This window comes from Oribacterium sp. P9 (assembly GCF_046365365.1).
Lineage (GTDB): Bacteria > Bacillota > Clostridia > Lachnospirales > Lachnospiraceae > Oribacterium.
In genome coordinates, this window is sequence record NZ_JBKEIS010000006.1 from 31,780 (window position 1) to 46,039 (window position 14,260).

Sequence of the window (14,260 nt, forward strand, 5' to 3'; positions counted from 1 at the left end):
CAACCAGGCGAAGATCTTTATCGAGCCGACTGAATACGCAAAGGCTAATATAAAAATTGTGTCTATAGCTCAGATTTCGTAATCACGATTCCAGAAATATCTGTTTACACGCGGCCTTTCCTGCGGAGCGCGAGATAGAAGGCGATGCAGATGAGGGCGCTGAGAAGGGAGCCGGCAGGGGCGGCGAGGCCCATCGCGTAGAGGGTGTCCGGGAACAGCTTCGTGGCGAGCCATGCGCCCGGGATGCGGACGAGGATCACCGAGCAGAGGTTATGGATGAAGCTGAGGATCGACAGGCCGGAGGCACTGAAGAAGCCGGAGAATGGGAAGTGAATGCCGGCGACCACGCAGTCGAGCACGTAGGTGCACATATACTGCACCGCGAGTGCCTGCACGACCGGATCCTTCGTGAACAGCGTGAAGAACGGCACGGAGATGAACTGGAACAGGATCGCGAAGAGGAGCCCGATGCCACTGGCGAGGCCGACGCCGTACCGGAGTGTCTGGCGCGCCCTCGCTGGATCGCCGGCACCGATCGACTGCGCCGCGATCGTCGACACGGTCGACAGCATGCTGGACGGCACCAGGAAGAGGAAGCTGATCGTCTTCTCGACGATCCCAACTGCCGCCGAGATGTCGACACCACGCCGGTTCGCGATCACGGTGATGATCAGAAACGAAATCTGGATGAAGCCGTCCTGGCAGGCGATCGGGAGGCCAATGCTGAGAATCTGGTGCAGCATCGCCGGGTCCCACCAGGCGCTGCGATCCACGCAGGCGTGTTCGTTTGAAGACGTCGCTGCGCCTTCGGATGCATGGATCTGCGTTTCCACCCTGTTTTCTATGGCTGCTTCCACAGAAGTATTCCGGACGTCGGCGGTACCATGCTGCCGGCTGCCCGCGGTTGTCTTCCGGATGCCGACGAGTGCAAACGCCACCGACGCGGCCTGCGCCACGACCGTCGCGAGCGCTGCACCCGCTGCGCCCAGCTGCATTGGCCCCATGAAGAGGAGATCGAGCAGGATGTTGAGGGCACAGGCCACGGCGATGAAGAGCATCGGACTGCGGCTGTCACCCATGCCGCGGAAAATCGCGCTCAGGATGTTGTATGCGACGATAAAGGGGATGCCGGCGAAGCAGATGCGGAGGTACGCGAGGGCCCCCGGGACGGCCTCGGGCGGTGTCGACAGCAGCTGGACGATCGGCTGCGTAAGTCCGAGCAGGGCACAGGTGGCCAGCACGGCGATCATCGCGAAGAGGGTGATCGTGTTCCCGATGGCGCGTCGGATGCCGTCTTCGTCCTCTGCACCGACGAAACGCCCGATCATGACGGTGGTGCCCATGGCGAGGCCGACGATCATGACGGTCACCATGTGCATAACCTGCGAACCGATCGAAACCGCCGAGATGACATCGGCACCATTGAAGCGGCCCGCGATGAGCAGATCCGTGAGCCCGTAGAGCGTCTGCAGGAAGTAGCTGAGAAGGTATGGGAGTGAAAACAGGATCATATTATGGAAGAGATCGCCCTTCGCGAGATTATGTTGAGCCATGGTAAGTCCTCGATATAGGTAGTGTATGAATGCCTGCGTTTAATTCATTATTGTAGCGAATCGCAGAGGATTTGGAAACTAGTACACGTTTATGGCTGATATAAGCTGGAAAATTTCATTAGAATTCAGGCGGTGGGTCCCCGGAGGGGCGGCAACGGAGGCCATACATAGAGACCGTGTGAAATCAAGCCGGGTCCCCTTAGCGGCACTTGGTACTTTTTCCTTAGCACCCTCTGCAACGCTGAGTTTTCATAAAGAAAACTCAGTGATTGCAGAGGGCCTAGTGCCGCTTAGGGTCCCCGGCTTAGATTGAACCGGTCTCGGAGTACTGTGCCTCCGTTGCAGCCCCTCCGGGTCCCCTGCCTGAACTGTTACAAATTTCCGGGCCGCGCGTGTTTGTGAAGGAAATGTGAAATCTACAAATTGTTAGCACTCACCTCTTGACGTTGCTAACAGACCGTTCTATAATACGTTTTGTTGTTAGAAAAGAAGGTTGGACGCAGAGCGATCGGATGATCGATGGCTGGAAGATCGGGAGATCAGGCGCTTGTGCTGGGAAAACAGCATGATTGCAGGATGAAGTGATCGGTCGACAGCGCATGCGTGCCGGGCTTCATATAAACAGCATCGCCGGGAGGCGAAAATCCGAAGGGCTGAAAGCAGATATTAAGGAGGTCAATCAAATGAAACTGGTTCCATTATTTGACAGAGTCGTACTTGAGAAGGAGAAGATGGAGGAGACCACTGCAAGCGGTATCGTTCTTCCAGGTCAGAATGATAAGGAGAAGCCGGGTCAGGCACTCGTTGTAGCGGTCGGTCCTGGTGGAGTGGTCGATGGTAAGGACATCACCATGCAGGTGAAGGTCGGCGATCACGTTCTTTTCTCGAAGTATGCGGGATCTGAGGTCGAGGTTGACGGACATAAGTATACAGTCGTAAAGCAGAACGATATTTTGGCAGTCATCGAGAAGTAACAACCGACGGGATGTCGCGTCGGGTCCACGCAGAAGTGGGCAGGACGTCAGACCGACATGAGGATGTAGAGAAGGAAGCATTGGACGAAGAACAGAGGATGCTTCGTAAATCAGGAGGATAAAGCTATGGCTAAGGAAATTAAGTATGGTGTCGAGGCCAGAAAGGCTCTCGAAGCTGGTGTGGATGCAGTTGCAAATACAGTAAAGGTAACCCTCGGACCGAAGGGCAGAAACGTAGTACTCGATAAGAGCTACGGTGCTCCGCTGATCACCAACGATGGTGTGTCCATCGCGAAGGACATCGAGCTGAAGGATCCGTATGAGAACATGGGCGCACAGCTCGTTCGTGAGGTTGCTTCGAAGACCAATGATGTCGCCGGTGATGGTACCACCACAGCGACCGTGCTTGCACAGGCGATCGTGAAGGAAGGTATGAAGAACCTTGAGGCGGGTGCAAACCCGATCATCCTTCGTAAGGGTATCCAGAAGGCCGTGGCAGCAGCTGTGGAGTCCATCAAGGCACAGTCTTCCAAGGTAAAGGGCAAGGATCAGATCGCAAAGGTTGCCGGCATCTCTGCTGGTGACGAGCAGGTCGGCCAGATGGTTGCCGATGCGATGGAGAAGGTTTCCAAGGATGGTGTCATCACCGTCGAGGAGTCCAAGACCATGCAGACCGAGCTGGACGTCGTCGAAGGTATGGAGTTCGACAGAGGCTACATCAGCGCTTACATGTGCTCCGATATGGATAAGATGGAGGCAAATCTCGATGATCCGTACATCCTGATCACCGATAAGAAGATCTCCAACATCCAGGATATCCTTCCGCTCCTCGAGCAGATCGTAAAGATGGGCGCAAAGCTCCTCATCATCGCAGAGGATGTCGAGGGTGAGGCACTCACAACCCTCATCGTCAACAAGCTGAGAGGTACCTTCAACGTCGTTGCGGTCAAGGCTCCGGGCTATGGTGACAGACGTAAGGAGATGCTTCAGGATATCGCGATCCTGACCGGCGGTCAGGTGATCTCCGCAGACCTCGGCCTCGAGCTCAAGGATGCAACCATCGAGCAGCTCGGCCGCGCAAAGAGCGTAAAGGTATCGAAGGAGAAGACCACCATCGTCGATGGTGAGGGCGAGAAGGCGGATATCGACAGCCGTGTCGCTGAGATCAAGAAGCAGATCGAGACCACAACTTCTGATTTCGACCGCGAGAAGCTCCAGGAGAGACTGGCAAAGCTCGCTGGTGGTGTCGCTGTCATCAAGGTCGGCGCAGCTACTGAGACCGAGATGAAGGAAGCAAAGCTTCGTATGGAGGATGCGCTGAACGCAACCCGTGCCGCAGTGGAAGAGGGCGTCATCGCAGGTGGCGGATCCGCTTACATTCACGCACAGGAGGCTGTGAAGAAGGTTGTTGAGTCACTCGAGGGTGATGAGAAGACCGGTGCAAGAATCGTTTACAAGGCACTGGAGGCTCCGCTGTTCACCATCGCTTCGAACGCAGGTCTCGAGGGCGCGGTGATCGTCAACAACGTACAGAACACAGAGGTCGGCCATGGCTTCGATGCACTCCACGAGGAGTATGTCGACATGCTCGAGACCGGTATCCTGGATCCGGCGAAGGTAACCAGAACCGCTCTTCAGAACGCGGCTTCCGTCGCTTCTACACTGCTCACCACTGAGAGCGTAGTCGCAGATATCAAGGAGCCAGCACCTGCTATGCCAGCACAGCCACAGGGTGGAATGTACTAATTAAATAAAATGCGTTATAATAAATCCGGGTCGCATCGCGGCCCGGATTTTTGAAACCAAGGAAACAGGAGGATGACAGATGGATGATTATATCGAGCACATGACGAAGGGAAAGCAGCCGGCCTACTGGACGGTGCTGCTGGTGATCGCGGGCGCGCTGTCCGTACTGTCACTGCTGTTTGCGTTTTATAACGTGTTCGGCATCCTGCTCTTCATCGCGGTGAGCCTCGGCACCTACGTGGTCTGGCTCTTCTCGAAGGTGGAGTATGAGTATACCTATGTCGGCGGTGGCTTCACGATGGACCAGATCCTCAACAAGACGCGCCGTCGTCAGCTGGTTGATACGAATGCTTCCGAGCTGATCGTACTCGCTCCGCAGAACTCGGACGCGGTCCGTGCAGAGCTCCAGAACGCGAAGGTCATCGACTGTGCCGGCGACTGTCCGGCCGATCGGAAGTTCGGCTATGTATACAACCGTGCGGGGCAGAAGACCTGCATGTATATCGAAGTGACCGATGCACTGCTGCGCGAGGCGAGAAGATGTACACCGCAGAAGGTAAAACTGAACTGATTTTTGGATGAAAGACGGGTTGAAATTCAATCCGCCTTTTGTTATACTCGTTTAAATTTTATGAAAAGTCGCGATTTGAAAGGAGATTCTTCTATGGCCAAGATTATCGGTGATGGTATTACGTTTGATGACGTGCTGCTCGTTCCGCAGTACTCCGAGGTCGTTCCGAACGAAATCGACGTTTCCACCTATCTTACGAAGTCAATTCATCTCAACATTCCATTCATTTCTGCAGGTATGGATACCGTTACAGAGCATCAGATGGCGATCGCCATGGCGCGCTGCGGTGGTATCGGTATCATCCACAAGAATATGTCGATCGAGCAGCAGGCAGAGGAAGTCGACATGGTAAAGCGCTCGGAGAATGGTGTCATCACCGATCCGTTCTTCCTGACCGCAGATCATACCCTGAAGGATGCCAATGATCTCATGGCGAAGTTCCGCATCTCCGGCGTGCCGATCACCGAGGGCAAGAAGCTCATCGGTATCATCACGAACCGTGACCTCGTTTTCGAGGAGGACTACACGAAGAAGATCAGCGAGTGCATGACGAGAGAGCACCTCGTAACGGCGAAGGAGGGTACCACCCTCGAGGAAGCGAAGCAGATCCTCGCACGTGCAAAGGTTGAGAAGCTCCCGATCGTCGATGATGAGGGTAATCTGAAGGGTCTCATCACCATCAAGGATATCGAGAAGCAGATGAAGTATCCGAACGCGGCGAAGGATGCACAGGGCAGACTCCTCTGCGGTGCTGCACTCGGTATCACAGCCAATGTTGTCGAGCGTGCACAGGAGCTCATCAACGCACATGTAGACGTCGTCGTTCTCGACTCTGCACATGGCCATAGTGCAAACGTTCTGAAGTGCGTCAGCATGCTGAAGGAGAAGTTCCCGGATCTTCAGATCATCGCAGGTAATGTCGCGACCGGTGAGGCGACCGAGGCCCTCATCAAGGCCGGCGCCGACTGCGTAAAGATCGGTATCGGACCGGGCTCCATCTGTACGACCCGTGTCGTTGCCGGTATCGGTGTTCCACAGGTATCTGCGGTTATGAATTCGTTCGAGGTAGCCGACAAGTACGGCATCCCGATCATCGCCGATGGTGGTATCCAGTACTCCGGTGATGTCGTGAAGGCGATCGCTGCAGGTGGCAGCACCGTCATGATGGGTTCTGTATTCGCAGGCTGCGACGAGGCACCGGGTGAGTTCGAGCTTTACCAGGGCCGTAAGTACAAGGTATACCGTGGCATGGGATCGCTCGGTGCGATGAAGCAGAAGAACGGTTCTGCGGATCGTTACTTCCAGGCGAACGCGAAGAAGCTCGTACCAGAGGGTGTCGAGGGTCGTGTCGCATACAAGGGCCGTGTAGAGGATACCATCTTCCAGTTCGTCGGTGGTCTCCGTGCAGGTATGGGCTACTGTGGTGCGAAGGATATCACGACGCTGCAGCATAGCAGCCAGTTCGTGAAGATCTCCAGCGCTTCCCTGAAGGAGTCACATCCGCATGATATTCATATCACGAAGGAAGCACCGAACTACTCGGTAGAGAATAACGACTAAAAAACAGTTCGTATGACCGGAGTGCCGCCAACAGAAGCACAGTACTCCGGTAACAGACGAAACTGATTTATCAATTACCCGAAAGGTCAGGCTGCTATGGGCCTGACCTTTTTTTATTTCCGTGCTAAAATTATATCCATCTTATGGCACGAGGTCGCTGTATTGCGGTCGATGTCTACATTTGAATTCTATTTCTGAAAGAGTGTGTTATGATCGAAGGATTCCTGCGGGTGGCGGTGGCCACGCCGAAAATCAAAGTTGCTGATGTGCGTTTTAATACCGAGGCGGTGCTTCGTGAGATCGTGGAGGCGGATCGTCAGGGTGTTTCGCTGCTGGTGTTTCCGGAACTGGTGCTGACGGCGTATACCTGTGCGGATCTGTTTCACCAGACGATCCTGATCGAGCGGGCAGCGGCGGCGCTCGATGAGGTAGCAGAGGCGACACGTCGCACGCAGCTCGTGGCGGTGGTCGGTGTGCCGTATATGGTCGACCACAAGCTCTATAACTGTGCGGCGGTGCTGCACGCCGGCCGCATCCTCGCGCTGGTGCCGAAGAAGAACCTGCCGAACTACAGCGAGTTTTATGAGCGTCGCTGGTTCACACCGGGACAGACGCGTGTCGTGACGCTGACGCATCGCTCGGCGATGACGGGTGAGGAGTACGCGATTCCGTTTGGCATGAACATCCTCGTGGAGGCGATGGATCGTCCGGATTTCCGCCTTGCATGTGAGATCTGTGAGGACGTCTGGGTGCTGGATCCGCCATCGACCCGCCATGTGCTCGCCGGTGCGACCGTGATCGCGAACACCTCGGCCTCCGATGAGACCGTCGGCAAAGACAGCTACCGTCGGGAGCTGATCCGCTCGACCAGTGCGCGGCTTGTGTCCGTCTACTGTTATGCCAATGCTGGCGACGGGGAGTCTACCACGGACCTGGTCTTCGGTGGCCAGGATATCATCGCGGAGAACGGCTCCGTCGTGACGGAAGGAAAGCGCTTCAACACCGGTCTTTACATCGCAGATGTCGACCTCCAGCGCATCATGCAGGAGCGTGCCCGCATGACGACCTTCCCGGAGATCGATGATGCGCTCCGTGACGAGTACAGCATCGTGAAGTTCCGCTTCACGCCGGTAGCCGAGAAGACGGGCGAGGGCGTGGGTCCGGCGAAGGAAATCGCCGGGGGCGCGGCACAGACATCGGACGATGCGGAGAATACTTCGCCTGCAGCCGCACAGCCGCGCAAGAAGTCCTTCGAGGAGGTCTTCGCGGCGTACGTCGGTCAGCAGGCGCCGACCGCGGTGACAGCGACCGGCGCGTCAGCGCAGACGGGCGTCGGCGGGGCGTCCCGGGCGGCCACCGGTGTAGTGGCGGAGACATTGGCCGGACAGCTCGCGGCGGACGCAGCCGACCTCCGACGCTATGTCGACCCGAAGCCGTTCGTACCGAGCAGCGCGGCGGAGCGTCATGCCCGCTGTGATGAGATCTTCACGATCCAGGCGCTCGGTCTTAAGAAGCGACTCGAGCACACCGGCTGTCAGTCGGCCGTGGTCGGCATCTCCGGCGGCCTCGACTCGACCCTGGCGCTGCTCGTCATCGCGCGCGCCTTCGATATGCTGGGTCTGCCACGTGAGAATATCATTTCCGTGACCATGCCGGCCTTCGGTACCACGGATCGCACATACAATAACGCGGTGACACTGACGCGTCTTCTGCACGCGACGCTGCGGGAGATCAACATCAAGGCCGCGGTGCTGCAGCATTTTCAGGATATCGGGCACGATCCGGAGGATCACTCTGTGGTCTACGAGAATGCGCAGGCGCGTGAACGGACGCAGATCCTTATGGACATCGCGAATCAGTCGAACGGCATCGTCATCGGCACCGGCGACCTCAGTGAGCTCGCGCTCGGCTGGGCGACCTACAACGCCGATCATATGTCGATGTATGGCGTCAATGCCGGCGTCCCGAAGACGCTGGTGCGCTACCTCGTCAAGTTCGTCGCGGATACTTCGGAGGACGCGGACCTCGCCCGCTGTCTGAACGACATCTTCGATACGCCGGTGAGTCCGGAGCTGCTGCCGCCGACCGGCGACGGCCAGATCAGCCAGAAGACCGAGGACCTCGTCGGCCCGTATGAGCTTCACGACTTCTTCCTGTACCAGATCCTGCGCTACGGCTTCAGCCCGCGGAAGGTGTACGCGCTCGCGCTCCACGCCTTCTCGGCAGAGAATCAGGTGGGGATGCAGGCGAAGAACGACGTGGTGGCGAAGAGTGATGAGGGAGTACAGCCTGTGGGTGAAGTGACGACAGCAGCGGCAGAGACATTGGCAGCGGGACAGGCGGAGGTCTATGACGCAGCGATGATCCTCAAGTGGCTTCGGAAGTTCTACTGGCGCTTCTTCTCACAGCAGTTCAAGCGCAGCTGCCTCCCGGACGGCCCGAAGGTCGGCTCCATCGCAGTCTCCCCGCGCGGTGATCTCCGTATGCCGAGCGACGCCGTCGTCCAGATCTGGATCGACGAGCTGAAGGAGCTGGACTGAAGCTACGATAAATAAACTAGTGACGATGGCCATCGTGCAGTCGGATGAAGATCCGGAAGCGCGGTGGCTTTTTTAATTGTCTGAAATAAGATATAACGCCAGGTTTGAGCTGTGATCCTTCAATTAGTTTAACGACCGACTTGAAAAATGTGGATAAACGAGCACTATTAATAATGCTAACGTTATCCATGAGAGGGCCGCGCGGAGCGCGGAGAGGCTCGTGGATGCCCCCGGGCGGCGAGGCCGTTTTGCCACGAAGTGGCAAAATCAAACGACAATGCCCGCGCCGAAGGCGCATATAATGGCATTGTCTCCTTGTATATCCATGAGTGAGGCAAGTATTTAAGAGTTTTAGGAGGCGCTGTGGAGCGAATTACATCCACTGGAAATAAACTGATCAGAGAGGTACGGGACCTCGAGAAAAAGGCGCGGGCGCGTCGCGAGAGCGGGCTCTTCATCGCGGAGGGCGAGCGGCTGTGCAGCGAGATTCCGGCGGCGTACATCGAGCGGATCTTCGTGGCAGACGATTATGACGGTCGCCTGCCGGAGGCTGCGGGCGATGGGGCGCAGCGGGCACTGAAAATCTTTCAGGTGCCGCGTGAGCTGATGGAGCACATGTCCGACACGAAAAACAGTCAGGGCATCCTCGCGGTGGTGCGACAGAAGAAGTACACGGAGCTTCCGGGCGACTTCTTCCTGATCCTCGATACGCTGCAGGATCCAGGCAACATGGGCACGATTTTCCGTACCGCGGAGGCGGCGGGGGTCGATGGCATCCTCATGAACCGCGACTGCGTGGATGTGTACTCGCCGAAGGTGGTGCGTGCGACGATGGGCGCGATGTTCCGTATGCCGTTTATGGTCAGCGATGACCTGCCGGCGGAGATTCAGCGCATGAAATCCGAGGGCGTGCAGGTCTACGCCGCGCATCTCCGGGGCACGAAGAACCACTGGGACTTCGACTATCGTCAGCCGACCGCGTTTATGATCGGCAACGAGGGTAACGGCCTCCAGGATGCAATCGCCGACCTGGCCGACACCTACCTCCGCATCCCGATGATGGGACACACGGAGTCGCTCAATGCAGGCGTCGCAGCGTCTGTGCTGATGTATGAAGTTTTACGTCAGCGAAGTTAACATGACACTAAGAAGAAAGGAAGAGGAATCAGATGATTGATTTAACTGGACGCGACTTTTTGAAATTACTTGACTATACACCGGAGGAAATCAATTATCTCCTCGATGTGGCTGCCCGTCTGAAGGCGGAGAAGAAGGCCGGTGCGCAGCCGGGACAGACCCTGCACAAGACGAGCTTTCCGGGTAAGAACATCGCCCTGATCTTCGAGAAGAACTCGACGAGAACGCGCTGCTCCTTCGAGGTGGCGGCGGCCGACCTCGGCATGGGCTCGACCTACCTCGGACCGACCGGTTCGCAGATCGGCAGCAAGGAGTCGATCGCGGATACCGCGCGCGTGCTGAGCCGTATGTACGACGGCATCGAGTACCGGGGCTTCGGCCAGGATCTCGTGGAGGAGCTCGCAAAGTACAGCGATGTGCCGGTCTGGAATGGACTGACGAACGAGTTCCATCCGACGCAGATGCTCGCCGACATGCTGACGATTCGTGAGCATCGTGGTGACCTGAAGGGCCAGAAGCTGGTGTATATGGGTGACGCCCGCTACAACATGGCGGATTCCTACATGGTCGTATGCGCGAAGCTCGGCATGCATTTCGTGGCCTGCGCACCGAAGGCGTACTGGCCGAACGCAGAGCTGATCGCGACCTGCCAGGCGGTGGCGGCAGAGACTGGAGCGACGCTCAGCTTCACGGAGAGCGTGCCGGAGGCCTGCCAGGATGCAGACGTGATCTGCACCGATGTATGGGTATCCATGGGCGAGCCGGACGAGGTCTGGGCGCAGCGCATTCACGACCTCAAGCCGTATCAGGTCAATGCGGACGCTTTCCGCTACGCGAAAGACGACGCCATCTTCCTGCACTGTCTGCCGGCCTTCCACGACACAAACACGAAGATCGGCAAGCAGATCTACGAGAAGTATGGTCTCACCGAGATGGAAGTGTCTGATGAAATCTTCGAAGGCCCGCACAGCGTCGTCTTCGACGAAGCAGAGAACCGCATGCACACCATCAAGGCAGTGGTGTATACGACTCTCGGCGGTAAATAACGTAGGAGTTTTATGGCAAGAATCAATGTAGCAGGGCGGCAGCCGTCCCGCATGCTCGACATGGTGCATATCATCATCGGCATCGTGATCGTGGTGATGGCGGTGATGGCGTTTATCGATCCGACCGAAAATATGGTACTGTTTCCGCTGATCTTTTTCGCGGCCGCGATCCTGAAGATCGTGAGCGGAGCAAATACGATCCTGAACGCGAAGCGGGCACATGAGCACACGAGCCCACAGGGCACGATCGAACTCGTCGTCGGCATCCTCATCGCCGTACTCGGCGTGGTGTCAGCCGTAAGTGTCTGGGCAGTGTAAGAGTTTGTATCCATGCCTGCTTCTTCATATTCACGCGTGCATGAGAGGTCCGCAGTTTGTGGGACGGTGCGTAGATGGAAACGCAGATCAGCGGAGTATGCTGGATGTAGGCATTGGACAAATATAGAGTAACTCGGTTATGATGCGTGTCGTCATCGCCACGGAATGTAGGACAGGAGGGTAGTATGGCCAGAAAGAAAGCATCTGATGAGAAGACCACCAAAAAGAAGGTGAATGAAAAGCCGGAAATCAGCAAGGAGGAGCTCGTCAAGAAGATCGAAGCGCTCTGCAAGCAGGCGGAGCAGAACAAGAACACCATCAGCCAGGCCGATATCAATGACGCATTCCGTGATTATGCGATCACCGATGATCAGATGGACAGCATTGACCGCCTCATCGAGAACCGTGGCTTCGACATCGAGCCGCTCGAGGAGGAGCTCGACAGCTTCGAGGATGGTGATCTGCCGGATCTCGACGATGACGATGTCGTCGATGATGTCGTGGGTGAGGATGGTGTCGACGTCGAGGGTGTTGCATCCGATGACGAGGGCCCGAGCGAGGCAGAGTACAAGCAGGTCGAGGCAGAGAATGTCGACCTCGATGCGGTCGATCTCCTCGAGGGGATCGGTACCGAGGACCCGGTGCGTATGTACCTGAAGGAGATCGGTACGGTCCCGCTGCTGTCTGTGGAGGAGGAGTACCGTCTCGCCGTGCGGAAGTCCCAGGGCGATGAGGTCGCGAAGCAGCGGCTCATCGAGGCAAACCTGCGTCTCGTGGTGTCCATCGCGAAGCGCTATACCGGTCGTGGCATGAGCTTCCTGGACCTCGTGCAGGAGGGCAACCTCGGTCTCATCAAGGGTGTCGAGAAGTTCGACCCGGAGAAGGGCTTCAAGCTTTCAACCTACGCGACCTGGTGGATCCGCCAGTCCGTAACGCGTGCGCTGGCCGATCAGGCGCGTACCATCCGTGTGCCGGTGCACATGGTCGAGACCATCAACAAGATGTCGAAGATGCAGCGTAAGCTGACGCTCGAGCTCGGCTATGAGCCGTCCATCAAGGAGCTCGCCGACCACCTGGACATGAGCGAGGAGAAGGTGCAGGAGATCATGCAGATCGCGCGTGAGCCGGCCTCCCTCGAGACCCCGATCGGTGAGGAGGATGACTCGAATCTCGGCGATTTCGTCGCGGATTCGAACGTCGTTTCACCAGAGGGCAATGTTGAGTCCGTGATGCTGCGCGAGCATATCGATACCCTGCTCGGCGATCTGAAGGAGCGTGAGCGTCAGGTTATCGTGCTCCGTTTCGGCCTCGAGGACGGTCATCCGAGAACCCTCGAGGAGGTCGGCAAAGAGTTTAACGTCACCCGTGAGCGTATCCGTCAGATCGAGGCAAAGGCGCTCCGCAAGCTGCGGAACCCGGTCAGATCGAAGAGAATCAGGGATTTCTTACAGTAAATCCATGAGAGGGCCGCGCGAAGCGCGGAGAGGCGCATGGATGCCCCCGCCGAAGGCGCATCTGATGGCATCGTCTCTTTGTACCATGAGAGGGAATTTATAGAGTGAATCAAGAAACCGAAGTGCCGGTATATATCAAACCGGAACCGAATACGAAGAACTACCAGCGTCTGATGGAGCAGGAGATCAGCCGGTGGCGGGAGCAACCGGGGCGACGTCCTCGGCTCCTTCTTCATAGCTGCTGCGCACCGTGCTCCAGTGCGGTGCTGGACGCGCTCTGTGCGGACTTCGATATCACACTGTTCTACTACAATCCGAATATTTCCACGGAGGCTGAGTTCACGCATCGCGTGGACGAGCTCCGGCGCTTCTGCCACGAAACGGGCATCGATGTGGAGCGGCAGGACAGCGCAGGGCATCTGCTCGGCGCCGTCGAGGTCGTCGTGCCACCGTATGATCACCGGGAGTTCCTCGCCATCGCGCGCGGCCACGAGCGGGATCCGGAGCGCGGCGAACGCTGCCACCTCTGCTACCGCCAGCGCCTCGAGCGCACCGCGGAGTACATGGAGGAGATGAACCAGGCATGCGCTGCGGCGCAGTGCAGCGAAGATTCGGCGAAAGAAAGATCGGCGGCATGTGCGGAAGCGCAGCGCGTGGAGAGCGGAGCGGAAGAGACAAACTATGTCGGAACGCATCGCCCATTTGACTATTTCTGCACGACGCTCACGCTGTCGCCGCTGAAGTCCTCGGAGGTGCTCAATGTCATCGGCGAGGACATCGGGAAGGCGCATGGACTTTCGTTTCTGCCGTCCGATTTCAAAAAGCGCGGCGGCTACCAGAAGTCGATCGAGCTCTCAAAGCAGTATGAGCTGTACCGGCAGAACTTCTGTGGCTGCGAGTTTAGCCGTTAACAGTCATTGATTTCGACATTCCAAAATCGTATTATGTATATAAGAAAAGCAAAGGAAGGGGAGCGATATGGTAACAGGCGAAGTAGATGTTATTAACGAGTCGGGTCTCCATTTAAGACCGGCCGGCGTGCTGACGCAGACATGCATCAAGTTTAAAAGCAATATCTATCTCTATAACGGAGATCGAAAGATCGTCGCGAAGTCCGTTCTCAACGTGATGGCCGCCGGTGTAAAGCAGGGTGCACATCTCCGCGTGGAGTGCGATGGACCAGATGAAGAGGAGGCTCTGCAGGCCGTGATCGAGGCCATCTCCACCGGTCTCGGCGAAGGCGTCAAGTACAGTAGTAAAGACCGATTATTTTGAGTGTAGGAGAGTGTAGGAGTTTGCATCAGGCAAACTCCGGAACGATATCCAGCAGAGCTAAGCTCTGCTTCCGAAGGGCTAAAACC

12 protein-coding genes are annotated in these 14,260 nt (G+C 57.0%); 11 read left to right on the plus strand and 1 reads right to left on the minus strand.

Annotation, left to right across the window (positions count from 1 at the left end):
- Positions 1-104 precede the first annotated feature (104 nt).
- Positions 105-1,553 (minus strand): MATE family efflux transporter, encoded by a 1,449-nt coding sequence (locus ACK8P7_RS05405; RefSeq protein WP_410043203.1) that lies wholly within the window; start codon positions 1,551-1,553, stop codon positions 105-107.
- Positions 1,554-2,236: 683 nt separating this feature from the next.
- Between ACK8P7_RS05405 and groES the strand changes: the two genes are divergently transcribed.
- The 11 genes from groES (at position 2,237) to ACK8P7_RS05460 (ending at position 14,174) form a co-directional block, all read left to right on the plus strand.
- Positions 2,237-2,527, plus strand: coding sequence for a co-chaperone GroES (gene groES / locus ACK8P7_RS05410; RefSeq protein ID WP_410043204.1), 291 nt, complete (start codon positions 2,237-2,239; stop codon positions 2,525-2,527).
- A 126-nt stretch (positions 2,528-2,653) separates the two neighbouring features.
- Positions 2,654-4,273 carry a chaperonin GroEL gene (groL, locus tag ACK8P7_RS05415; RefSeq protein ID WP_410043205.1) on the plus strand — a complete coding sequence of 540 codons (1,620 nt, stop codon included), beginning with the start codon at positions 2,654-2,656 and terminating at the stop codon, positions 4,271-4,273.
- 79 nt (positions 4,274-4,352) lie between these two features.
- Positions 4,353-4,844, plus strand: a complete 492-nt coding sequence (locus tag ACK8P7_RS05420) for a hypothetical protein (RefSeq protein ID WP_410043206.1) — start codon at positions 4,353-4,355, stop codon at positions 4,842-4,844.
- 93 nt (positions 4,845-4,937) lie between these two features.
- Positions 4,938-6,404: an IMP dehydrogenase gene (gene guaB / locus ACK8P7_RS05425; RefSeq protein WP_410043207.1), complete on the plus strand. Its 1,467-nt coding sequence runs from the start codon at positions 4,938-4,940 to the stop codon at positions 6,402-6,404.
- A 209-nt stretch (positions 6,405-6,613) separates the two neighbouring features.
- Positions 6,614-8,944 carry an NAD(+) synthase gene (gene nadE, locus ACK8P7_RS05430; protein WP_410043208.1) on the plus strand — a complete coding sequence of 777 codons (2,331 nt, stop codon included), beginning with the start codon at positions 6,614-6,616 and terminating at the stop codon, positions 8,942-8,944.
- Positions 8,945-9,307: 363 nt separating this feature from the next.
- Complete coding sequence (locus ACK8P7_RS05435) at positions 9,308-10,081, plus strand: TrmH family RNA methyltransferase (protein WP_410043209.1); 774 nt, start codon at positions 9,308-9,310, stop codon at positions 10,079-10,081.
- Positions 10,082-10,116: 35 nt separating this feature from the next.
- Positions 10,117-11,127: an ornithine carbamoyltransferase gene (gene argF, locus ACK8P7_RS05440; RefSeq protein ID WP_410043278.1), complete on the plus strand. Its 1,011-nt coding sequence runs from the start codon at positions 10,117-10,119 to the stop codon at positions 11,125-11,127.
- Between the two features lie 12 nt (positions 11,128-11,139).
- Complete coding sequence (locus ACK8P7_RS05445) at positions 11,140-11,445, plus strand: DUF6637 family protein (protein WP_410043210.1); 306 nt, start codon at positions 11,140-11,142, stop codon at positions 11,443-11,445.
- 248 nt (positions 11,446-11,693) lie between these two features.
- Positions 11,694-12,899 carry an RNA polymerase sigma factor RpoD gene (gene rpoD, locus ACK8P7_RS05450; RefSeq protein WP_410043279.1) on the plus strand — a complete coding sequence of 402 codons (1,206 nt, stop codon included), beginning with the start codon at positions 11,694-11,696 and terminating at the stop codon, positions 12,897-12,899.
- Positions 12,900-13,003: 104 nt separating this feature from the next.
- Entirely contained in the window at positions 13,004-13,810 is an 807-nt protein-coding gene (locus ACK8P7_RS05455; protein WP_410043211.1) for an epoxyqueuosine reductase QueH, read from the plus strand.
- A gap of 67 nt (positions 13,811-13,877) precedes the next feature.
- A complete protein-coding gene (locus ACK8P7_RS05460; protein WP_410043212.1) occupies positions 13,878-14,174 on the plus strand; it encodes an HPr family phosphocarrier protein in 297 nt (98 codons plus the stop codon).
- Positions 14,175-14,260 lie beyond the last annotated feature (86 nt).

Excerpts from the sequence above, each read along its gene's own strand:
- nadE (WP_410043208.1), top strand. The coding sequence starts at position 6,614 with ATGATCGAAGGATTCCTGCGGGTGGCGGTGGCCACGCCGAAAATCAAA.
- ACK8P7_RS05460 (WP_410043212.1), top strand. The coding sequence starts at position 13,878 with ATGGTAACAGGCGAAGTAGATGTTATTAACGAGTCGGGTCTCCATTTA.
- ACK8P7_RS05405 (WP_410043203.1), bottom strand. The coding sequence starts at position 1,553 with ATGGCTCAACATAATCTCGCGAAGGGCGATCTCTTCCATAATATGATC.
- guaB (WP_410043207.1), top strand. The coding sequence starts at position 4,938 with ATGGCCAAGATTATCGGTGATGGTATTACGTTTGATGACGTGCTGCTC.
- groL (WP_410043205.1), top strand. The coding sequence starts at position 2,654 with ATGGCTAAGGAAATTAAGTATGGTGTCGAGGCCAGAAAGGCTCTCGAA.
- groES (WP_410043204.1), top strand. The coding sequence starts at position 2,237 with ATGAAACTGGTTCCATTATTTGACAGAGTCGTACTTGAGAAGGAGAAG.
- ACK8P7_RS05420 (WP_410043206.1), top strand. The coding sequence starts at position 4,353 with ATGGATGATTATATCGAGCACATGACGAAGGGAAAGCAGCCGGCCTAC.
- ACK8P7_RS05445 (WP_410043210.1), top strand. The coding sequence starts at position 11,140 with ATGGCAAGAATCAATGTAGCAGGGCGGCAGCCGTCCCGCATGCTCGAC.